18 protein-coding genes are annotated in these 20,905 nt (G+C 69.8%); 3 read left to right on the top strand and 15 right to left on the bottom strand.

Annotated features, from left to right (window positions below; genetic code table 11):
• Nucleotides 1–4 precede the first annotated feature (4 nt).
• From HHL11_RS06500 to HHL11_RS06490, 3 genes are all read right to left on the bottom strand, one after another.
• Nucleotides 5–2,002, bottom strand: coding sequence for a chemotaxis protein CheA (locus tag HHL11_RS06500; protein WP_205964217.1), 1,998 nt, complete (start codon nt 2,000–2,002; stop codon nt 5–7).
• A gap of 111 nt (nt 2,003–2,113) precedes the next feature.
• On the bottom strand, nt 2,114–2,743 hold the full coding sequence (locus HHL11_RS06495) for a response regulator (RefSeq protein ID WP_169417602.1): 630 nt from the start codon (nt 2,741–2,743) through the stop codon (nt 2,114–2,116).
• 121 nt (nt 2,744–2,864) lie between these two features.
• A complete protein-coding gene (locus tag HHL11_RS06490; protein WP_169417601.1) occupies nt 2,865–4,049 on the bottom strand; it encodes a M20 aminoacylase family protein in 1,185 nt (394 codons plus the stop codon).
• 106 nt (nt 4,050–4,155) lie between these two features.
• On the opposite strand from HHL11_RS06490, the gene HHL11_RS06485 reads away from it, so the two are divergent.
• Complete coding sequence (locus tag HHL11_RS06485; protein ID WP_169417600.1) at nt 4,156–5,421, top strand: NRAMP family divalent metal transporter; 1,266 nt, start codon at nt 4,156–4,158, stop codon at nt 5,419–5,421.
• 7 nt (nt 5,422–5,428) lie between these two features.
• On the opposite strand, the gene HHL11_RS06480 is transcribed toward HHL11_RS06485, so the two are convergent.
• From HHL11_RS06480 to HHL11_RS06460, 5 genes are read right to left on the bottom strand one after another with little or no spacing between them, the layout of a single operon-like run.
• Nucleotides 5,429–6,412: a Bug family tripartite tricarboxylate transporter substrate binding protein gene (locus tag HHL11_RS06480; protein ID WP_169417599.1), complete on the bottom strand. Its 984-nt coding sequence runs from the start codon at nt 6,410–6,412 to the stop codon at nt 5,429–5,431.
• A 20-nt stretch (nt 6,413–6,432) separates the two neighbouring features.
• Nucleotides 6,433–7,350 (bottom strand): NAD(P)/FAD-dependent oxidoreductase, encoded by a 918-nt coding sequence (locus tag HHL11_RS06475; protein ID WP_169417598.1) that lies wholly within the window; start codon nt 7,348–7,350, stop codon nt 6,433–6,435.
• Nucleotides 7,341–8,969 carry a UGSC family (seleno)protein gene (locus HHL11_RS06470; protein ID WP_169417597.1) on the bottom strand — a complete coding sequence of 543 codons (1,629 nt, stop codon included), beginning with the start codon at nt 8,967–8,969 and terminating at the stop codon, nt 7,341–7,343. Before HHL11_RS06470 ends, HHL11_RS06475 begins: the two co-directional genes overlap by 10 nt.
• Nucleotides 8,970–8,988: 19 nt before the next feature.
• Nucleotides 8,989–10,095: an aldo/keto reductase gene (locus HHL11_RS06465; RefSeq protein ID WP_169417596.1), complete on the bottom strand. Its 1,107-nt coding sequence runs from the start codon at nt 10,093–10,095 to the stop codon at nt 8,989–8,991.
• A gap of 1 nt (nt 10,096) precedes the next feature.
• Entirely contained in the window at nt 10,097–11,074 is a 978-nt protein-coding gene (locus HHL11_RS06460; protein ID WP_169417595.1) for a tripartite tricarboxylate transporter substrate-binding protein, read from the bottom strand.
• A 132-nt stretch (nt 11,075–11,206) separates the two neighbouring features.
• Between HHL11_RS06460 and HHL11_RS06455 the strand changes: the two genes are divergently transcribed.
• The gene (locus HHL11_RS06455; protein ID WP_169417594.1) at nt 11,207–12,094 is read left to right on the top strand and encodes a LysR family transcriptional regulator; all 888 of its coding nucleotides are present in this window, start codon (nt 11,207–11,209) and stop codon (nt 12,092–12,094) included.
• Here the strand turns inward: HHL11_RS06455 and HHL11_RS06450 are convergent.
• A complete protein-coding gene (locus tag HHL11_RS06450) occupies nt 12,091–13,836 on the bottom strand; it encodes a chloride channel protein (RefSeq protein WP_169417593.1) in 1,746 nt (581 codons plus the stop codon). The genes HHL11_RS06455 and HHL11_RS06450 overlap by 4 nt on opposite strands.
• 119 nt (nt 13,837–13,955) lie before the next feature.
• Here HHL11_RS06450 and HHL11_RS06445 point away from each other — a divergent pair, with 119 nt between their 5' ends.
• Entirely contained in the window at nt 13,956–14,384 is a 429-nt protein-coding gene (locus HHL11_RS06445) for a MarR family winged helix-turn-helix transcriptional regulator (protein ID WP_169417592.1), read from the top strand.
• On the opposite strand, the gene HHL11_RS06440 is transcribed toward HHL11_RS06445, so the two are convergent.
• From HHL11_RS06440 to HHL11_RS06415, 6 genes are read right to left on the bottom strand one after another with little or no spacing between them, the layout of a single operon-like run.
• Nucleotides 14,381–15,409 carry an FAS1-like dehydratase domain-containing protein gene (locus tag HHL11_RS06440; protein ID WP_169417591.1) on the bottom strand — a complete coding sequence of 343 codons (1,029 nt, stop codon included), beginning with the start codon at nt 15,407–15,409 and terminating at the stop codon, nt 14,381–14,383. The genes HHL11_RS06445 and HHL11_RS06440 overlap by 4 nt on opposite strands.
• 3 nt (nt 15,410–15,412) lie before the next feature.
• Nucleotides 15,413–15,634 (bottom strand): acyl-CoA carboxylase biotin carboxyl carrier protein subunit, encoded by a 222-nt coding sequence (locus tag HHL11_RS06435; protein WP_169417590.1) that lies wholly within the window; start codon nt 15,632–15,634, stop codon nt 15,413–15,415.
• A 14-nt stretch (nt 15,635–15,648) separates the two neighbouring features.
• Complete coding sequence (locus tag HHL11_RS06430) at nt 15,649–17,022, bottom strand: acetyl-CoA carboxylase biotin carboxylase subunit (protein ID WP_169417589.1); 1,374 nt, start codon at nt 17,020–17,022, stop codon at nt 15,649–15,651.
• A gap of 13 nt (nt 17,023–17,035) precedes the next feature.
• Nucleotides 17,036–18,301 (bottom strand): CaiB/BaiF CoA transferase family protein, encoded by a 1,266-nt coding sequence (locus HHL11_RS06425; protein WP_205964216.1) that lies wholly within the window; start codon nt 18,299–18,301, stop codon nt 17,036–17,038.
• A gap of 8 nt (nt 18,302–18,309) precedes the next feature.
• Nucleotides 18,310–19,302 carry a tripartite tricarboxylate transporter substrate-binding protein gene (locus HHL11_RS06420; RefSeq protein WP_169417588.1) on the bottom strand — a complete coding sequence of 331 codons (993 nt, stop codon included), beginning with the start codon at nt 19,300–19,302 and terminating at the stop codon, nt 18,310–18,312.
• Nucleotides 19,303–19,314: 12 nt separating this feature from the next.
• Nucleotides 19,315–20,904, bottom strand: a complete 1,590-nt coding sequence (locus tag HHL11_RS06415; protein ID WP_169417587.1) for an acyl-CoA carboxylase subunit beta — start codon at nt 20,902–20,904, stop codon at nt 19,315–19,317.
• Between the last annotated feature and the right edge of the window lies 1 nt (nt 20,905).

Below are 20,905 nucleotides of genomic sequence, written 5' to 3'. Positions count from 1 at the left end.
GGCATCAGGTGGAACAAGCGGTCTCGGGTCCGGCCGCGGGGGCCGGGGCGATACCGTCTTGTCGGCCGCCGGCGGCGGAACTTGAGGCCGGCGGCGTGCCGCGCACCAGCGCCGCCACGTCCACGATCAGCGCGACGCTGCCGTCGCCCAGGATGGTGGCGCCGGAAATGCCGTTGACGCGCCCGCAGTTGGCTTCCAGGTTCTTCACCACCACCTGCTGCTGGCCCACCAGCGCGCCCACTTCCAGCGCGATGCGGCGGCCGTCGGCCTGCACCAGCACCAGCATGGGCGTGGCTGCGCTCTCGGGCGCACCGGCGCCTACCGCGTCGGCCAGCGAGATCACCGGCAGGAATTCGCCACGCACCTTGACCACGCGCTGCGCGGGCGGCATCGTGTGGATGGCGCCGGGCTGGGCCTGGAAGGATTCGATGACGCTCGCCAGCGGCAGCAGGTAAAGCTCGCCGGCCACCGACACCGAGATGCCGTCCATGATGGCGAGGGTCAGCGGCAGGCGCACGCGCACCGTGGTGCCATGGCCGGTCTTCGAATCCAGTTCGACGGTGCCGCCCAGCGCCAGGATGTTGCGCCGGACGACGTCCATTCCGACGCCGCGGCCGGACACCTCGGTCACGGTCTCCGCGGTGGAGAAGCCGGGCGCGAAGATCAGGTTCCAGACCTCGGCGTCGCTGGCCGTGTCGGGCACCAGCATGCCGTTGCGCCGCGCCTTGGCCAGGATGCGCTCGCGGTCCAGGCCGCGGCCGTCGTCCTGCACTTCGATCAGGATGCAGCCGCCTTCGTGGCGCGCGCTGAGCGTCAGCGTGCCGTGCGGCGGCTTGCCGGCGGCCATGCGGTCCGCGGGCAGCTCGATGCCGTGGTCCACCGAGTTGCGCACCAGGTGCGTCAGCGGGTCGGTGATCTTCTCGATCATGCCCTTGTCCAGCTCGGTGGACTCGCCGATCGTGCGCAGCTCCACCACCTTGTCCAGGCGCGCGGCCAGGTCGCGCAGCATGCGCGGGAAGCGGTGGAACACGTCGGACATCGGGATCATGCGGATCGCCATCACCGACTCCTGCAGGTGGCGCGTGGTGCGCTCCAGGTCGTTGAGGCCCGTGCCCAGCTGCTGGCGCGCGGCGCGCTCCAGCCGGCCGGCGCGCTGCGCCAGCATGGCCTGGGTGATCACCAGCTCGCCCATCAGGTTGATCAGCTGGTCGACCTTCTCCACGGAGACGCGCAGGGTCTCGGCGCTGGCGCCGCCGCGGCGGGGCGCGGCCGGCGCCGCCTGGTTCGGCGGCACGGGGTCGACGGTCTGCGCTTGCGGCCAGGGCGCGATCTGCACCTGCTCGCGCTGCGCGTGGAAACTGCACAGGTCCAGCACCTCGGCGTCCGACGACGTGGTGAGCAGGCGGAAGCGCAAGGTGGTGGCCGGCTGGCCTTCGCGCGCTTCGGCCGCGGCCAGGGTGCCGGCGCCGGTCACTTCACCGAACAGCTCCAGCAGGTCGCTGGCCAGCACGGGCGTGCCGTCGCTCACCAGGACCTCCAGGTCGCGCTGCGCGCCAGGCACGGCGGCGGCCAGGAATTGCGTTGCGGCCGCTGGCGCGGCAGCCGCGGCCGGCGCGGCGATGTGGGCGGACAGGCGCGCGAGCAGCGGCGCGGCATCGGGCGCCTGGCCGCCGTCCTGCCGGCAAGCCAGCATGGAACGCAGCAGGTCGCCGGCTTGCAGCAGCGTGTCGACCATCGCTGCGGTGCAGCCCTGCTCGTGCCGGCGCAGCCGGTCCAGCAAGGTCTCCATCGCGTGCGTCAGCGCCGCCACGTCGTCGAAGCCGAAGGTGGCGGCGCCACCCTTCACGGAATGGGCACAACGGAAGATGGCGTGCAGCGCTTCTTCCTCCGGAGCGGCAGGGTCGAGCTCCACCAGCAGGCGCTCGAAGTTGTCCAGGTTGTCCGCGGCCTCCTCGAAGAAGACCTGGTAGAACTCGCCCAGTTCGGCGATCACGGAAGTCAAGGGAATCTCCTGCGACCCGGAGATGGAAGGGGCCGCCGGATCATTCTGCGGGCCCGGCCGCAGGGGCGATCCACGCGAAAGAGGGGCGCAATCCCCTCTTTTCGTTTCCGCTCAGAGCGCGACCAGGCCCTTGCGCACGGCGTACAGCGTGAGGCTGGCGAGGTCGCCGATGCCCAGCCGGCCCATGATGCGGGCGCGGTGCGCGTCCACCGTCTTGGAGCTCAGGCCCAGGTCGAAGCCGATCTCCTTGGACGACTTGCCTTGCGCCATCATCCGCAGGATCTCCAGCTGCCGATCGGTCAGCAGCTCGGTGGGCGGCGTCTCCGCCGGCTTCAGCAGCTGCTGGGTGACGGCACGGCTGAAATAGGAGCCGGAGCTGACCACGGAGCGCAGCGCCTGCTCCAGTTCCTGCGCCGACGCGCCCTTGGGCACGTAGCCGCGCGCCCCGGCAGCAACGGCGCGCCGGATGAAGTCCGGCGTCTCGTACATCGACAGCATGAGCACCGGCAGCTCGGGATGCCGCTGGTGGATGCGCGCAATGGCGCTGATGCCGTCGATGCCCGGCATGGAAATGTCGGTGACCACGACGTCGGGTCGCACGCGCTCGAGCAAGGCCAGAAGCTGTTCGCCATCGCGTGCCTCCCCGACCACCTCGACGCCCGGAATGGCGAGCAGCACGGCCTTGATGCCGGTGCGGACCAGGTCGTGGTCATCGGCGAGGATGACCTTGATGGATTGCATGTGTCCATGATGCATCAGGCACGCACGCCTGAGCCGTCCGCACGGCGCCCATCGCGCATTGGCGCAAATAATATTTCTCACGGAGCGTGCCGACTAGGCGACGTACCTAAACCGTAATCGCTCAACGAAGGAAACGTTCAGCCAGCTGGCTCCAGAAAGCTGCGCCGTAAGGCAGGTTGCTGTCGTTGAAGTCGTAGCGCGCGTTGTGCAGCCCGCGGCCGCCGTCGGCGGGTCCGTTGCCGATGCGCACGAGCGCGCCGGGGCAGCGCTGCAACATATAGGCGAAGTCTTCGCTGCCCATGGAGGCCGGGAAGTCCACGTCGACCGCTTCGTCGCCCACCAGGTCCCGTGCCACTTCGGCTGCGAGCGCCACCGCTTCGGGCGCGTTGACCAGCACGGGATAACCTTCGATGTAGTCGATTTCCGCGCGCGTGCCGTGGGCCTCGGCGATGCCGTTGATGAGCGCGGTGATGCGTTCCTTGAGCAGCGCGCGCACTTGCGGTGAATAAGAGCGCACGCTGATACCGAGGTCGGCCTCGGACGGGATCACGTTCAGCGCGTCGCCGGCCCGCAGGCGGCCGACCGTGACCACCGCCGACTCCGCCGGGTCCACGTTGCGCGCCACCACGGTCTGCAGGCTCATCACGATGGCGGCCGCGGCCACCAACGGATCCACGGACAGGTGCGGGCGCGCCGCATGGCCGCCCACGCCGAAGATCTTGACGAAGACCCGGTCGCCGGCCGCCGTGAAGGGGCCGCTGCGCATCAGGAAGCGCCCTTGCGGTGCGCCCGGGTGGTTGTGCATGGCATAGACCGCATCGCAGGGAAAGCGCTCGAACAGGCCGGCCTCCACCATCACCTTGCCGCCGCTGCCGAAGCCGCGCTCCTCCGCAGGCTGGAAGACCAGGTTCAAGGTCCCGGAGAAGCTGCGACGGCGCGCCAGGTAGCGGGCCGCGCCGAGCAGCATGGTCATGTGGCCGTCGTGGCCGCAGGCGTGCATACGGCCCGGCGTGAGGCTGGCGTGCCCGGCGCCCGTGGCCTCCTGGATGGGAAGCGCGTCCATGTCGGCGCGCAGGCCCAGCCGGCGCGGGCCGTCGCCCAGCTTCAAGGTGCCGACGAGGCCCGTGCCGGCGATGCCGCGCGTGACCTCGTAGCCCCACTCCTGCAGCTTGCCGGCCACGAAGTCCGAAGTGCCGTGCTCGGCGAAGGCAAGCTCGGGATGCTGGTGCAGGTGGCGGCGGATGGCTACCAGCTCCTGCTCGTAGGGCAGCAGCTGGTCGACGCGGGTGTAGGCGGCGGAACTCATTGCCGCCATGATGCCTGTTCGCCTACGCACCGGTGCGGCGTTTTCCCGCATGCGGGCCTGCCCGCGCCGAGGGCCGCACCGCGCACGGCTCTGCCATGCTGGACGCATGGACGCCAGCACCACCGCCCCGCCGCCGGCCCGCAACTGGATCGGCCCCGGCCTGGTCACTGGCGCGTCCGACGACGACCCCAGCGGCATCGCGACCTATGCGCAGGCCGGCGCGCTGTTCGGCACCGGCATGCTGTGGGTGATGCTGTTCACCTTCCCGCTGATGTCCGTGGTGCAGATCGCCAGCGCGCAGGTGGGCCGCGTCACCGGCCGCGGCCTCGCCGCCAACCTGGCCAAGCTGATGCCGCGCTGGCTGCTGGTGCCGCTGCTGCTGCTGCTGTTCCTGGTCAATGCCATCAACATCGGCGCCGACCTGGCCGCCATGGGCGAGGCCGCGGTGCTGCTGTTCCCCGGCGAGAAGGCCGTCTACGCGCTGGGCTTCGGCGTGCTGTCGCTGCTGCTGCAGGTGTTCGTGCCCTACTCGCGCTACGTCAACTGGCTGAAGTGGCTGACCATCTCCCTGTTCGCCTATGTGGCCACGGCCTTCAGCCTGCACGTGCCCTGGGGCGAGGTGCTGCGCGCCACGCTGCTGCCGCACCTGAGCCCGACGCGCGATTTCTGCAGCATGCTGGTCGCGGTGCTGGGCACCACCATCAGCCCCTATCTCTTCTTCTGGCAATCGGCACAGGAAGTCGAAGAGCAGCGCGCCGCGCCCGACGAACAGCCGGTGAAGTGCGCGCCGGAGCAGGCGCGCAAGCAGCTGGGCGACATGCGGGCCGACACCTTGCTGGGCATGGGCGCCTCCAACACCGTCGGCTTCTTCATCATCCTCACCTCCGGGCTGGCGCTGGCGCCGCACGGCATCCGCCACATCGACACCGCGGCGCAGGCCGCGCAGGCGCTGCAGCCCTTCGCCGGCCACTGGGCTTTCCTGCTGTTCACGCTGGGCATCGTCGGCACCGGCCTGCTGGCGATCCCGGTGCTGGCGGGCAGCGCGGGCTACGCGCTGGCGGAGTGCTTCGCCTGGCGCCGCGGCCTGGAGCGCACGGCCGCGGCGGCACCACGCTTCTACGGCACGATCGCGCTGGCCTCGGTGATCGGCATCTGCATCGCCCTGTCGCACATCAACCCGATGCACGCCCTGGTGGTCACCGCCATCCTGAACGGGCTGGTCTCGGTGCCCGTGCTCGCCGCGCTGATGCTGCTGGCGACGAACAAGGCGCTGATGGGCGATTTCACCATCGGCCGTGCCATGCGCGTCCTGGGCTGGGCCACGACCGTCCTCATGGGCCTGGCGGCTGCCGGCCTGCTGTGGACGGCCTGAGCCGGGCTCAGAGCTTCGTGAACCCGATCTTCTGCAGCATGCTGCCCCACTGGTCGTAGGTTCCGTGCACGATGCCGGCGAACTGCTCCGGCGTCGAGCCCTGCGCCTCGGCGCCGCCCTGCTTGTACTCCTCGCGCAGCTGCGGCAGCTTCAGCACCTGGTTGATGGCCTCGTTGAGGCGCTTCACCGTCGATGGCGCCATGCCGGCCGGGCCGAACCAGCCCACCCAGCTGTCGATGTCGACGCCGCTCACGCCTTGTTCGCCCATGGTCGGCAGGTCGGGGAACAGCGGGCTGCGCTTGGCCGAGACCACGGCCAGCATGCGCACTTCGCCGGTCTTGGCCAGCGCCACCGCGGCCGACGAGGACGCGAACTGCATGTGCACGCGGCCGGTGATGAAGTCCTTGGCGACGTCGTTCGCGCCCTTGTAAGGCACGTGCACGATGTCGATGCCGGCCTGCCGGGCGAAGATTTCGCCGTACATGTGCGACGAGGTTCCGATGCCTTGCGACACGTAGTTGATCTGGCCCGGGTGCGCCTTGCAATAGGCCACCAGCTCGCGCACGCTCTGCGCCGGGATCGACTTGTGCAGCACCAGCACCAGCGGGCCCAGCGCGCCGAGCGACACCGGCGTGAAATCCTTGAACGGGTCGTACTTGACCACGGCCAGCGTGTGCGGCAGCTGCGCCAGGGTGGAGGACGGCGTATACAGCAGCGTGTGGCCGTCGGGCGCGGCCTTCTGCACCTCCATCGCCGCCAGCATGGTGCCGGCGCCGGGCTTGTTGTCGATGACGATGGGCGCGTTGTTCAACAGCGGGCCGAGGCGCTGCACCACCTGGCGCGCCTGCAGGTCGGTGCCGCCGCCGGCGGGAAAGCCCACGACGACGCGGATCGCCTTGCCGGGAACGGGGAAGTCTTGCGCGGCGACGCGGCCGGCGAGCGGCAGCGCGGCCAGGCCCAGCAGGGCCTTGAGCTTGTCGCGATGGTTCATGTCTGGTCTCCTTGTCGTTCTTATGCGCGCAGGAACTGCACGGCCGCGCGTGCGGCTGCCACGCCGTCCGCGGCGCAGTCGGCCAGCAGGCAGGGCACGCCGCTGCGGATGTCGCCGGCGGCAAACACGCCGGGAAGCGAAGTGCGATGCGCCTCATCGGTCTTGATCCGGCCTTCGCCGTCGCGCTCCACACCACCGGCCAGGAAGCCGCCGTCGGCCTGAAGGCCGGCGTAGACGAACACGCCCTGTACCGGGATCTCGCGCACGCCAACCGCGGTGCGCACGCGCACCGCCTGCACGCCTTGCTCGCCCGTGATCTCCAGCACCTCGGCGCCGGCCAGCAGTTCGATCTTCGGATCCGCAGCAGCATCGGCGACCAGTTGCGCCTGCGCATGCGGCTGCGCTTCGCGGAACACCAGCGTCACGCGCGCCGCATGGCCCGCCAGCACGATGGCTTCACCGAAGGCGGAATCGCCGCCGCCCACCACGCACACCGCGTCGCCGCGGAACAGCGGGCCGTCGCAGGACGCGCAGTGCGAGACGCCGCGCCCTTCCAGCTCCTCCTCGCCGGTGACGTGCAGCTTGCGGCGCGCCGAGCCGGCGGCCACGATGACGGCGCGCGCACGCACCGTCTCGCCTTCGCAGCGCAGCACCAGCCTGCCGTCTTCCGGCTGCAGGCTTTGCACGGTGTCCAGCAGGAACTGTGCGCCCGCCTCCTCCGCTTCTTCCTGCAGCAGCGGGCCCAGCTCGAAGCCCGAGATTTCCGCGTGGCCGGGGAAGTTGGTGATGCGCTCGACGTTCATCACCTGCCCGCCCGCGCCCATGCGCTCGACCACCAGCACCTGCAGCCCCTGCTTCGCGGCTGCGGCCGCGGCGGACAGGCCGGCCGCACCGGCGCCGACGATCGCGATGTCGGTCTCCAGCATGCTCAGCGCCATTCGTCGATGTTGACGGTGGCCTTGTGGCGGGCGCCGTACATCTGCCAGTAGCCGTTGGACTCGCCGCCGGCCACCACCACGTGGATGTCTTCCTCTTCGAAGATGCGCACCGGCGCGTCATGCGCCACGTTCAGGTACTTCGTCTTCGGATGGCCGCCGAAAGTGGCGCGCGTGTAAACGTAGTTCTGGATCAACTGCAGGTCCCAGTAGCGCGCAGCAGGCATCTCCGCCGTCTCGTGCAGCCAGCGAATGAGCTTCGCCTTGGTGTCGAAGCCGCCGCGGTCTATGAACTGGCGCGCCGTGATCGGGTCCAGCACCAGCACCGGCGGCGTCAGCGCGTCGGTGCCCAGCAGCATGTCCTTGACGTGCTCCTTCCAGTACTCCTTGCGCAGGCCCAGGCCGAAGGTGGTGGAGCGGCAGCCGTGGAACACGGTGACCGTGCTCGCGCTCTTGTCGAAGCCCTTCTGCACGTGCAGCGGCTCCCAGGGCGAGCGCTCCTCGTTCTCGGCGTAGGTGATGCCGTTGTAGCAGTAGTTGTTGCCGGTGGAGCCCATGAAGGTCTCGCCGGGCACCGAGCCGCCCTGCAGGTTCTGCGACAGCAGGCTGTAGGCGCGGCCGATGGTGGCGTTGGCGTGGTTGTACGGCCCCATCGCGCCGATGCCGCAGTTCATGCCGATCTCGTGGCGGATCGGGCCGTTCACCACGCTCATGACGGCGGCGGACGACGAGGTGCTGCCGCGCGCCGACAGGCCGGTGGACGCCAACGCCAGGATCACGGGGAAATACTCCGGCTTCGCGCCCGCCATCACGGCGTTCACGGCGACCTTTTCCACGGTGTATTCCCACAGCCCGCGGTTCTCGGTGGGCTGCATGCGGCCGACCACTTCATCGGGCTTGCGGCTGGTGCCGCGCAGCATGGCCTGTACGCGCTCCTCGGTGGGCAGCACGATGGGCAGGAAGTCGGTCCAGCAGTTGCGTTCGAACAGCGCACGGAGATTGTCTTCGGTGTCCGGCTCGCACAGGCGCGGCGTGCTGCGGTCGTAAGGCTCTTCCTTCGCTGCCGCCAGGCCCTTGGTGAGGCCGTCGATGATTTCCTGCATCACCGGCTTGCCGGTGTACGGGTCGTTGCCTTCGACGTAGGCGCGCAGCTCCGCTTCGCTCTTGCCCATGACGGGCTGCGGCACGAAGACCAGCGGCGCCTGCGGCAGGCCGCCCATGCGGGTGACCGACTGCACCACCTTCACGAACTTCTCGGTGTGCACGGCGACCGTGGGCACGCCGTACTGCGTCTCCAGCGTGATCGCGTGCGTGGACGTTGCCGGTGCGCAGGTACTGCAGTGGCCAACGCCGATGACGGCAACGCCGCCGGCGTCGCGGATCTGCGTCCACAGCTCGGGGTCGTCCTTGCCGTAGTAGCTGGCCAGCTGCACCAGCCTGGTCTGCACGCCGGGCATCTTGCGGCCGAACCAGGCCTGCACCTGCTTCAGCAGCTCGACGCCGTCGTCGAAGCGGGTGTCGATCAGGTAGACGGTCTTGCCGTCCAGGGTGCTGGGGCGTGCTGCCGGTTGCTTGCGGGTGATCTTGGGCGGGTAGCCCATGGGGTTGTGGACGGTCAGCATGCTCAATTTCCTCGGGTGATCAGTGCGCGGCCCGGCTCGGCGCGCCGGCGCGGACGCGCTGGATGGTTTCGAATTCGTGCACCTTCTCCGGGCGCAGCTGGCGGTAGGGCGGCGCGACGCTGCGGTCTTCGTCCACCAGCGTGATGCGGTCGATCGCGACCAGGTCTTCAGCGGTGAAGCGCACGTCCAGCGCCTTGACGTTCTCGCGCAGGTGCTCCGGGCGGTCGGCGCCGGCGATGACGGTGAAGGTCGCGGGCCGCTGCAGCAGCCAGGCCAGCGACATCTGCGGCAGGGTCCAGCCCCGCTCGCGGGCGAAGGCCAGCAGCTTTTCCTGCACGCCCCAGTTGCGGTCCGACTGCCAGGCCGCCGTGTTGGGGTTGTTGGCCTGGCGCGTCCCAGGCGTGATGCTGTCGCGGGTGTAGGCGCCGGACAGCATGCCGCTGGCGAGCGGGAAGTAGTGCGTCATGCCGATGCCGTACTTGACGCAGAAAGGCTCGAAGCGCTTCTCGATGTCGCGGTACAGCAGGCTGTAGTGGTCCTGGGCGGAGATGAAGCTGCCCCAGCCATGCTTTTCGGACGCGTGCAGGGCCTCCAGCAGCTCCCACGCGAACATGTTGGAGCAGCCGATGTAGCGCACCTTGCCGGCGCGCACCAGGTCGTCCAGCGCGCGCAGCGTCTCCTCGATGGGCGTCGCGTGGTCCGGCCAGTGCAGCTGGTAGAGGTCGATGTAGTCGGTCTTCAGGCGCTTGAGGCTGGCCTCGCAGGCGTTGATGACGGCCATGCGCGAGGCGCCGGCGTCGTTGGGGCCGTCGCCCCAGCGGTTGCCGAACTTGGTGGCGACCAGCGCCTTCTGCCGCTTGCCGCCTTCCAGCGCGGCGCCCAGCGCCTCTTCCGACTTGCCGATGCCGTAGCTGTTGGCCGTGTCGAAGTAATTGATGCCCAGGTCCAGCGCCTGGTCCACCACCTTGCAGGTGTCCGGCACGCTGACGAAGCCGCCGAAAGGAAAGCAGCCGACGCCTATGGCCGAGGCCACCAGGCCGGAACGGCCGACGTGGCGGTACTGCATGCCGCTCCTGTTCTCCGGCGTGAGGCCGATGGCCGTGATGCGCTTCTCTGCGTCGGTCATGTCATGCGTCCATCTTGATGCCGGCGTCCTTGATGACCGGCGCCCAGCGTGCGCGGTCGGCCAGCACCTTGCGGTGGAACTCCGCCGGCGTGCCGCCCACCGGCACCAGGCCCATCTTGTGCAGCGCCTCGACGATGGGCGCCGAAGCCAGCGCCTCGGTGACGATCGCCGCGTAGTCGTTGGCCAGCTGCGTGGACGTGCCTGCCTTCGCAAACAGGCCGAAGGACGTCAGCGCCACATAGCCTGGATAGCCGGCCTCGGTGATCGTCGGAATCTCGGGGGCCAGCGGCGAACGCGTCTCGCTCGCGTGCGCCAGAATCTTCAGCTTGCCCGCGCGGTGCTGCTCCAGGTAGTCCGGCAGGATGGAACCGCTGCAGGGGATCTGGTTGCCCAGCAGGTCGGTGAGCAACGGCGAGCCGCCACGGTAGGCGATGGCCTGCAGCGGCAGGTTCAGCTGCTTGCCCAGCTGGTGGATCACCAGCGCGCCCATGCTCACGGGGCTGGGCACGCCGATGGATCCCAGCTTGCCGTTCTTGCGCACGCTGTCGAAATATTCGGCCAGCGTATTCACGCCGGACGCAGGGTTCACCGTGAAGGCCATCGGCGCGGCGGCGCATTCCACGACGGCCTGCAGGTCCTTCTCGAAATCGAAGGTAGGCTTGGTGGAGAACAGCGGCAGCAGCGAGACGGCGGAATTGGGCGCCATCATCAGGTAGTCGCCTTCGGCGGGCTGCAGTTTCAGCGCCTGGATGGCGACCAGGCCGCCGGCGCCGGACTTGGGCTCCACCAGCACCGTGCGATTCAGCTTCACGCGCAGGCGGTCGCCCAGCAGGCGGGCCAGCGTGTCCGACGAAGTACCCGGCGGCACAGTCAGGTAGATCGTCAGCGGACGCGTCTGCGCGAGTGCCGGGAAGGCGAGCGGCACGGTGGCCGCGGCGACGGCGCCAGCGAACTGGCGGCGGTTGAGGGAACGGGGCATGGCTTGTCTCCAGCTGCGCCCGCCACCGTGGTTAACGGGCGTCTGGGGCCGATTATTCGGTGAGGCGCCCGGGGCCGTCCATTGAAAAGAAAGCCCTCCCCGTTAAACTGCGGTTAACACCTTGGGAGCGCCATGAACCTGCGGCAGATGGAAGTCTTTCGGGCCGTCATGTTCTCGGGCGGCGTCAACAGCGCGGCGCAGCTGCTGCACGTTTCGCCGCCGGCCATCAGCAAGGTGCTGGCGCAGGCGGCCAAGGCGAGCGGCATCGTGCTGTTCGAACGGGTCAAGGGCCGGCTGATCCCGACGCCGGAAGCGCACCAGCTGTATGCGGAGATCGACCAGCTCTGGCGCGGCGTGGAAAAGGTGCGCGACTATTCGCGCGAGCTGTCGCAGCCGGCGCGCGCGCGGCTGCAGCTCGTTTGCTCGGCCAGCCTGGCGCCGTACATCATGTCGCGCACGGTGGCGAAGCTGTACGAGAAGATCCCGCGGCTGCAGTCCCGCATGACGGTGTACCCGCCCGAGACGCTCAACGACGCGCTGCTGGATCGCTCCACGCACCTGGGCGTCGCGCTGCTGCCGCACGAACACCCCAACATCGCCATCGTCAAGAGCTACCAGTGCGGGCTGGCCTGCGTGATGCGCAAGGAGCACCCGCTGGCCCAGCGCAAGCTGATCCGGCCCGCGGACCTGGCGGGCGAGCGCGTCATCTCCTCGCCCGAGAGCACGCCCTTCGGCCAGACCTTGCGCCGCGCCTTCGGGCCGGCGGCGGAGAAGATGCACCTGGACTTCCAGGTCACCTCATCGAACACCGCCTGCTGGTTCGCGCAGGCGGGCGTGGGCGTCGCGGTGGTGGACCAGGTGTCCATCGCCGGCGGGCTGCTGGCTGGCCTGGAGGTGCGGCCCTTCCAGTCTTCCGAGAAGCTGGCCGTGCACATCCTGCGCAACCGCTACCGGCCGATGTCGGTGGCGGAGAAGGCTTTCGTGGAGGCTTTCGATGGGGTGTGGAAGGCGATGGCTTAGGGTTCCGACCGCCAGGACAGCCCCACCAGCCGCTCCCGCTTCTCTTCCTCGTCGAAGTGGATCAGCGAAGGCTTGATCAGGTCGCTGCGCGTGACGATGCCCACCAGCTGCAGCGAGCTCGCGTCCTGCACCACCGGCAGGCGCTCCAGGCGATGGCGGGCCAGGCGCGTGGCGACGGTGCGGCAGTTCTCATGGACGAAGGCCACTTCGGGCTGCATGCCTTCGCACAGTTCGCCCATGGTGCGATCACTGGCCGCACTCGCCAGCATCTGCCGATCGACCACGCCCAGCAGCTTGCCGTCTTGCACCACCGGGAAACCGCGGTGCGCCTGGTGCGGGCCGAAGAAGTCGCGCATCGCAGCGTCGACCGAGGTGGAGGCGTCGATCGCCATGACCGACGCCGTCATGATCTCCTCGACGAAATGCCGCTCCAGCGGATCGACACCGTACTCTCGGTAGATGTGATAGCCGCGCCGCGCGATCTTCTCCGTGAGGATCGAGCGCTTCATGGTCAGCACCGTGAAGCCATAGGACGTCGCGCAGGTGGCCAGCAGGGGCAGCAGCGCGTTGACGTCGTGCGTCAGGCCGAAGGCGAACACCGCCGCCATCAACGGCGCGCGCATCGTTCCGCCCAGGGTTGCCGCCATGCAGACCAGCGGCCACAGGGCCGGGTCCGAGCCCGGGAACAGGTGGCTCAGCACCACGCCGAGGCCCGCGCCCATCATCAGCAGCGGCGCCAGCACGCCGCCCGAGGTGCCGGAGCCGAGCGCGATCACCCAGATCACCGCCTTCACCGCCAGCAAGGCCAGGGCCACGCCCAGGGCGAGGTGGTTGTGCAGCAGGTCACCGATCACGTCGTAGCCGACGCCCAGGGCGCGCGGCTGCAGGTAGCCGCCGATGCCCACCGCGACGCCGCCGAGCGCCGGCCACCACATCCAGTGCACCGGCAGCTTGCTGAACAGGTCTTCCACCTTGTACAGCGAGAGGGACAGCGCCGCCGAGAGCGCGCCCGAGCAGATGCCGGCCACCACGCACCACAGCAGCGTGACGCCGGCGACGTCCGCCGTCTGCAGCGGGAACAGCGGCCCGGAGCCGATCAGGAAAGGCCGGCAGAAGCCCGCCGCCGCGCAGGCGATGGCCACCGGCAGCAGGCTGCGCGGGCGCAGTTCGAACAGCAGCAGTTCCACCGCCAGCAGCACCGCCGCCACCGGCGTGCCGAAGACGGCCGTCATGCCGGCCGTCGCGCCCGCCACCAGCAGCGCCTTGCGCTCGGCGGCCGTCATGTGGAAGTGCTGGGCCAATAGCGAGCCGATCGCCCCGCCCGTCATGATGATCGGGCCCTCGGCGCCGAACGGGCCGCCGCTGCCGATGACGATGCCGGAGGACAGCGGCTTCAGCACCGCGACCTTCGCCGACATCTTGCTCTTGCCGAACAGGATGGCCTCGATCGCCTCCGGGATGCCGTGGCCGCGGATCTTGTCGGAGCCGAAGCGCGCCATCAGGCCCACCAGGATGCCGCCGATCACTGGCACCACGATCACCCACGCGCCCAGCGTGTGCTCCGCCGGCGAGCGGTCGGCGATCGAGAAGGTCTGGAAGAAGAACAGGTTGGTGAACAGGCGGATCAGGTCCAGCAGAACCAGGGCCGCGACGGTGCTGGCCGCGCCGATGATGGCGGCCAGCAGGGTGATCCGGAGGAGGCGGGCGTTGACGGCGAAGTCGCCTCGATGAGCGTGGGACATGCGGAAACGGGCAGGCAAGGCGCCCGGGGGCCGGACGCGCGTGAGGGGAAGTGCGGATCCTAATTATATCGTGCCGTGATATATCTGGTTTGCGCTATGGTTGCAGCTGGAGCACTGCATTGACTTCCGCCACCGAACCCCTGGACAAGCCCCGCCTCGAGCAGCTTTCGCTGTTCCGCTACCAGCTGCGCCGCTTCCTGCGCTTCAGCGAGGACGCCGCCCGCGACGCCGGCATCACGAGCCAGCAGTACCAGCTGCTGCTGCACACCCAGGGCTTCCAGGACCGCGACTGGGCCACCATCGGCGAGCTGGCCGAGCGCCTGCAGACCCAGCACCACTCGGCCGCCGCCCTGGCCACCCGCTGCGAGGAACTGGGGCTGGTGCAGCGGCGCCCGCACGAATTCGATGGCCGCTTCGTCGAGGTGCACCTGACGCCGGAAGGCCGGGCCTACCTGGACCGCATCGCGGCCCAGCACGCCTCGGAAATCTCGGCGCTGGCCGAAGTGGTGGAACGCACCCGCTCGCAGGCCCGCAAGCGCAAGGGCTAGGCGCCCGCCAGCAGGCGCACGACCACCGCCTGCCGCTCGGTCAGCAGCGGCCGGCCACCGGCCTCGGTGTAGGCGTTGAGGCTTTCGAAGAACACCATCTCGCCGCCGCGCGGGCCGCTGCGCTTGTGAGCGCCTGCCAGCACGCTGCGCACGCAGATGCGCTCGCCCGGGCGCGCCAGCGAATGCACCTGCACGCGGTTGCCCGCATTCATGCCACCGGCCGCGGACAGGCCGAAGCGCGGCGCCAGGTCGCGGCCGACTTCGTTGACGCCTTCGCGGCCCTGCGCCATCGCGTCCTCGCCCAGGGGATAGCTCCCAGGCAAAGCTTCCAACCCGTGCAGGGGGAACAGCGGCGGCGCCACCACGCCGCCCCAAGGCGAAGGCGCGGCAGGGTCGAAATGCACGGGGTCGGGGTCCATCACCGCGTCCGCGAACAAGCGCAACCGGCTCAGGTCCAGCGGGTAAGCGGACTCGCGGCGCTCCAGTTCCTGGCCCAGCATGGCGCGGGCCTGCTCCAGCGTGCCGGGGCCAGGCTCTTCGGCGTCGTGCGGCAGCGCCATGCCGGGCGCGCCCTCGAAGCCCAGCGCATCGAGCACCGGGCAGCGATCATCGTCAGGCAGCACCAACACCGCGCGGCCGCGGGTGGTCGTCTCGTCGCGGTCGAGGTTGGCGATCTGCACGTCCACTTCCAGCAAGGTGCGGCCATCCACGCGATGGCTCGCGCCGGCCGTGCCGCGCACCTGCAACTTCTGCCCCACGGAGTCGGGCCCGCGGAACTGGTAGTCCACGCGCCAGGGCCAGCTGCCGGGGCAGGCCTGCGCCAGGAACTGCATGATCAGGTGCTGCTTCAGCGCGCCATTGACCACCGGCTGCTCCAGCCGCGCGAAGTCGCGGCAGAAGGCCTGGTCGAAATGGATGCGGTCCCAGTTCTGCTGCGCGGCCATCCAGCGCACGATGTGCGCCGGCGTCCAGCGCGGCTTGTCCAGCGGCGGCAGGACCATGCCCGGCGCCGGCAGGGCGCCCATGGCTCAGCGCTCCACGATCGCGACGACCTGCCCGTCCTCGACGGCCTCGCCCTCGCCCACGCGCAATTCGACGACCGTGCCGCCTTCCTCGCTGATGACGGGGATCTCCATCTTCATGGACTCGACCACCATCACCGGCTCGTCCGCGTCCACGCGGGCGCCCACGGGGACGAGGATCTTCCACACCTTGCCGGTCACTTCGGCCTTCACTTCAATGCGTGCCATGTTCACTGTTCTCCTCATGCGGTGGCCAAGGCGGCGGCCTTGGCGCGTGCCAACACTTCTGCGCCCAGGCCCGTGTGGACGTCGCCGGCCTGGAATTCGGGACTCGCCAGCACCTGCCGGACGAAAGGGATGTTGCTCTTCACGCCCTGGACCAGGGTGGCTTCCAGCGCGGCGTCCAGCCGCGCGATGGCCTCGCTGCGCGTGGCGCCGCGCGCGATCACCTTCGCGATCATCGGGTCGTAGAACGGGGTGACGCGGCAGCCCTGGGCATAGCCGGTCTCCACGCGGATGCCTTCGCCCTGCGGCAGTTCCAGCGTGGACAGCAGGCCCGGCGAGGGGAAGAAGCGCACCGGGTCCTCGGCGTAGACGCGCGCTTCGACGGCGTGGCCGTTCATGGCGATTTCCGGGGGCAGCACGGCGTCCAGCCGCTCGCCCCAGGCCAGCCGCACCTGCGAAGCGACGAGGTCGATGCCCGTCACCTCCTCGGTCACCGCGTGTTCCACCTGCAGCCGCGTGTTCATCTCCAGGAAGCCGAAGCCGCCGGCGGCCGGGTCGTACAGCGTCTCCACCGTGCCGATCACGTCGTAACCCAGCTTCGCCAGGATGCCAGTGATGGTGGCGGCGGTTTCCGCCAGCTGCGCGCGCGGGATGCGCGGCGCGCCCGCTTCCTCGATCACCTTCTGGTGCCGGCGCTGCACCGAGCAATCGCGCTCGAACAGGTGGCGCACGTTGCCGTGCCGGTCCGCCAGCACCTGGAATTCGACGTGGCGCGGACGCTCCACCAGCCGCTCCAGGTACAGCTCCGCGTTGCCGAAGCTGCGCTGCGCGAGCGAGCGCGCCTGGGCCACGGCCTTCAGCAGTTCCTCGCCATTGCGGGCGGGCAGCATGCCGATGCCGCCGCCGCCGCCTGCGGGCTTCACCAGCACCGGGTAGCCCACGCCTGCGGCCTCGGCCAGGGTGCGGGCCTCGTCTTCGTCCAGCAGCGCCGAGCTCTTGCCCATGGGCATGCCATGCATTGCCATCAAGTCGCGCGCCCGCGTCTTGTGGCCCATCGCTGCGATCCAGCGCGGGCTGGGGCCGATGAACCCGGCGCCACTGGCCATGACGCGCTCGGCGAACGAAGCGTTTTCGGAAAGGAAGCCGTAGCCGGGATGCACGCCGTCGGCGCCGCTCTCGCGCAGCACTTCCAGCAGGCGGTCGGCGTTGAGGTAGCTGGCGCGGGGATCGGACTCGCCGATGGCACAGGTCTCGTCGGCGAGCGCGAGATAGGGCAGGCCGGCATCCGCTTCGGAGTAGACGGCCACGCTGCGGATGCCGAGCGACTTCAGCGCCCGCAGCACCCGCGCGGCGACCGCGCCGCGGTTGGCGACCATGACTTTGTGGAACATGGGCCCTCCCGCTTCAACCGGCCGCGGCCTGGCTGGAGGCCGGCATGGGGTGCTCGCCGGCGCCGCACCAGACGGCGCCCGCGCGCTCGAGCCGGTCGACCTCCGCGGCGCTCAGGCCGAGGTCCTGCACCAGCACCTCGCGCGTGTCTTCGCCGACGCCGGGACCCGCCTTCACCACCTGCCCCGGCGTCCGCGACAGCTTCGGCACCACGCCGGCCATCGTCACCTCGCCCAGCTTCGGATGCGGGATGCGCATCAGCATCTCGCGGGCGCGGTAGTGCTGGTCCTCGAAGATGTCGGCGATGGTGTAGACCGGGGCGACCGGCACCTCGGCCTCGTCCAGCAAGCGCCGCACCTCGGCGGCGCTGCGCTCGCGCGTCCAGGCGCTCACCAGGTCGTCGACCTCCTGCACCCGCTCGCCGCGGGCCCGCTGGGTGGCGTAGCGCGGGTCGGTCGCCCATTCCCGATGCCCCATGATCGCGGCGAGGCGGCGGAAGATGGCGTCGTTGTTGGCCGCGATCAGCACCCAGTGCTCGTCGCTGGTGGGATAGAGGCTGTTCGGCGCGGTGTTCATCAGCCGCGGTCCCTGGCGCATCGGGACGCTGCCGGTGGGCTCGTAGGCCGTGACGACCTCCTCCATCTGCGAGAAGGCGCTTTCGTACAGCGCCACGTCGATCATCTGGCCCTTGCCGCTGCGGGTGCGCTCGTACAGCGCCATCATCGTGCCGAAGGCCGCGTAGACCGCGGTCAGGTAGTCGGTGGTGGGCAAGGCGCAGCGCGCCGGCGGCCGGTCGGGGTCGCCCGTCATGTGGCGCACGCCGGCCACGGCCTCGCAGATCGCGCCGTAGCCGGGCAGGTCCCGGTAGGGGCCGGTCTGGCCATAACCGCTGATGCGCACCGTGACCAGGCCGGGATTGCGCTCGCGCAGCACGGCCTCGCCGAGCCCGAGGCGGTCCAGCACGCCGGGGCGGAAGTTCTCCACCAGCACGTCGGCCTTGTCCAGCAGCTTCAGCGCGATGTCGCGGCCTTCGGGCGTCTTCAGGTCCAGCACGATCGCGCGCTTATTGCGGTACATGGAGCTGCCGTAGAGGGACACGCCCTCCACTTGCGCGCCGAAGTTGCGGCCGGGATCGCCCTCGCGCGACTCGATCTTGATCACCTCGGCGCCGAAGTCGGCGAGCAGCCGCGCGCACACCGGCCCGGCGATCGTCGAACACAGTTCCACCACCCGGTGGCCGCGCAGCGGTCCGCCATTCACCTTGTCATCCTGCTTCATCATGTCCCTGCCTATTGCTTCGCGAGGTGGAGTTCGCGCAGGATCGCGCGCATTTCGACCAGCTGCTCCTCCGCGAAACGCTGCGCCTCCGGCCCGGTGATCAGGCGCGGCGCCCACTGGTTGCGCTGGCAGAAGGCGGCCCATTCCGGCGTGGCCGTGGCGCGCGTGAGGGTCTCGGTCCAGTATTCGTGCTGCGCCGGCGTCAGGCCCAGCGGCGCCATGATCCCCTGCATCGAGGCGAATTCCGCATCGATGCCCTGCTCCTTCCAGGTCGGCACCTGGGCGAACACGCCGCCCAGCCGCTTGGGCGAAGAGATCGCCAGCAGCCGGATCTTGCCCGCTTCGACCTGGCCCACCAGGTTGGCGGTCGTGGCGGCGACGACGTCCACGTGGCCGCCCAGCAGCGCGGTCACCGATTCGGCCGAGGACTTGAAGGGCACGACCGTCATCCTGGCAACGTCCACGCCGGCGGCCAGCAGCGGCTTGGCCGCGCCGATGTGGATGTGATTGCCGAGCGCCGTGGCGATCGCGACGCTGACCGATGTGGGGTCCGCCTTCAGCTTGGCGACCAGGTCGTTGGCGTTCTTCAGGGGCGAGTCCGCACGCACGGCCAGTCCCACGTATTCGCTGAACAGGATCGCGAGCGTGGTGTACTCCGCTGTCGGCGACTCCTTCCAGTCACCGATCACGTAGTTGGTCAGCCACTGTTGCGACCAGGAAGCGAGGTAGTGCGCGTCGCCATGGTGCTGCCTGAGTCCGCTCAAGGCCACCACGCCGCCGCCCGCGGGGCGGTCGGTCACGATCATCGGGGTGGGGATCGTGTTCTGCTGGTCGGTGATGTTCTTGAGTGTCCGCGCCACCTGGTCCAGCGCCCCGCCGGGGCCGGCCCCCACGGCGAATTCGACCGGCTTGGTCGGCTTCCAGGCCTGCGCCTGGGCGGCCGGCAGCCAGGCGCAGGCGGCGACCGCCAGGGCGGCGACCGCGATGCGTTTGAGTGATTTCACGAAGGTCTCCTGCTAGCGGAAGGTGCGGGTACGGATGCCGGTCTGCCCCTGGGTGACGCCGTAGGCGTCCTGCACCCAGTCGCACAGCAGCGCGCGCGTTTCGCGCGGCTTGATGACGTCGATGACCCCGAAGCGCTCCGCCGTGCGGAAGGGCGAGCTCAGTTGCTGGTAGTACGCCTCGAGTTCGTCCTGCCGCTCGCGCGGGTCCCCCGCTTCGGCCAGTTCGCGCTTGTAGGCGGCCGCCACGCCGCCCTCGACCGGGATGGAGCCCCAGCGCGCGGTGGGCCAGGCGAAGCGGTGCAGCAGCGCGTAGCCGTCGGGGCCGTGCTGCGGCCCGTGCATCTGGCCACCGACGCCGAAGGAGCGGCGCAGGATGATGGCGCACCAGGGCACGCGCGACTGCTCGATGGCGGCGACCGCGCCGATCGCCGCGCCCAGCGTGCCGGCTTTCTCCGCTTCGCTGCCGAACATCACGCCGGGCTGGTCGACGAAGTTGACGATCGGCAGGTGGAAGGTGTCGCAGACGTCGACGAAGCGTTCCAGCTTGCGCGCCGCCTGCGAGGTGAGCGCGCCGCCCATCACGCGCGGGTCGTTGGCGAGGATGCCGACCGCGCAGCCGTCCAGCCGCCCCAGCATGGTCAGCGTGGAAGCACCGAAGCCGCGCCCCAGTTCGAACAGCGAGTCCTGGTCGAACACCGACTTGAGGATCTTGCGGACGTCGAAGACCTTGCGCGTGTCCAGCGGGATCGCCTGGTCCAGCCACTCGTCGGCACGGCGCGGATCGTCCGCCCGGGCTGCGCGCTCCGGCACGCTCCACACGTTGGCCGGCATGAAGGACAGGAAGCGGCGCACCTGCGCGAAGGCATCGTCTTCGCTTTCGGCCGCGTTGGTCACGATGCCGCTCAGGCGCGTGTGCACCGCGGCGCCACCCAGGTCCTCCTTGTGGATTTCCTCGCCGATCCCGCGCTGCACCACCGGCGGCCCACCGGCGAAGAGCTGCGCCATGCCCTTCACCATGACGGAGAAATGGGACATGCCGACCTTGATGGCACCGAGGCCCGCGCAGGCGCCCAGCGCGACGCCGACCACGGGCGACTGCGCCAGCAGCGGCATCCAGGGCCAGGACGGGTAGCCCGGGATCTTGGTCGACTGGTTCTGCTCCAGGATGCGGATGCTGCCGCCGGCGGTCTCCACCAGCCGCACCAGCGGCAGGCGCATCTGGTGCGCATAGCGCTCGGCGTAGATCCACTTGTCGGACACCGTCGACTCCGAGGATCCGCCGCGGATGGTGAAGTCGTCCGCGGACACCACCACGCGCCGCCCCTGGACCTGGCCCGCGCCCATGACGGCGTTGGCCGGGGAGAAGGAGACGAAGGCCCCGTGTTCGTCGTAGCGTCCCTTGCCCGCCAGCATGCCCATCTCGCTGAACGATCCTGCATCGAGCAGGCGGTCTATGCGCTCGCGGGCGGTGAGCTTGCCGAGGGAGGCCTGCTTCGCCAGGCCTTCGGGCCCACCCATCTGCAGTGCCGCGGCGCGGCGGACGTCGAGTTCGGCGGCCGCCGGATGGGTCGCAGGCGGTGCGCTTTGCGGGTCGGGTTTCATC

The organism is Ramlibacter agri (genome assembly GCF_012927085.1).
Taxonomy (GTDB): domain Bacteria; phylum Pseudomonadota; class Gammaproteobacteria; order Burkholderiales; family Burkholderiaceae_C; genus Ramlibacter; species Ramlibacter agri.
The sequence above is the reverse complement of the archived record's forward strand: the minus strand, read 5'-3'. Positions and strand labels throughout refer to the sequence as shown.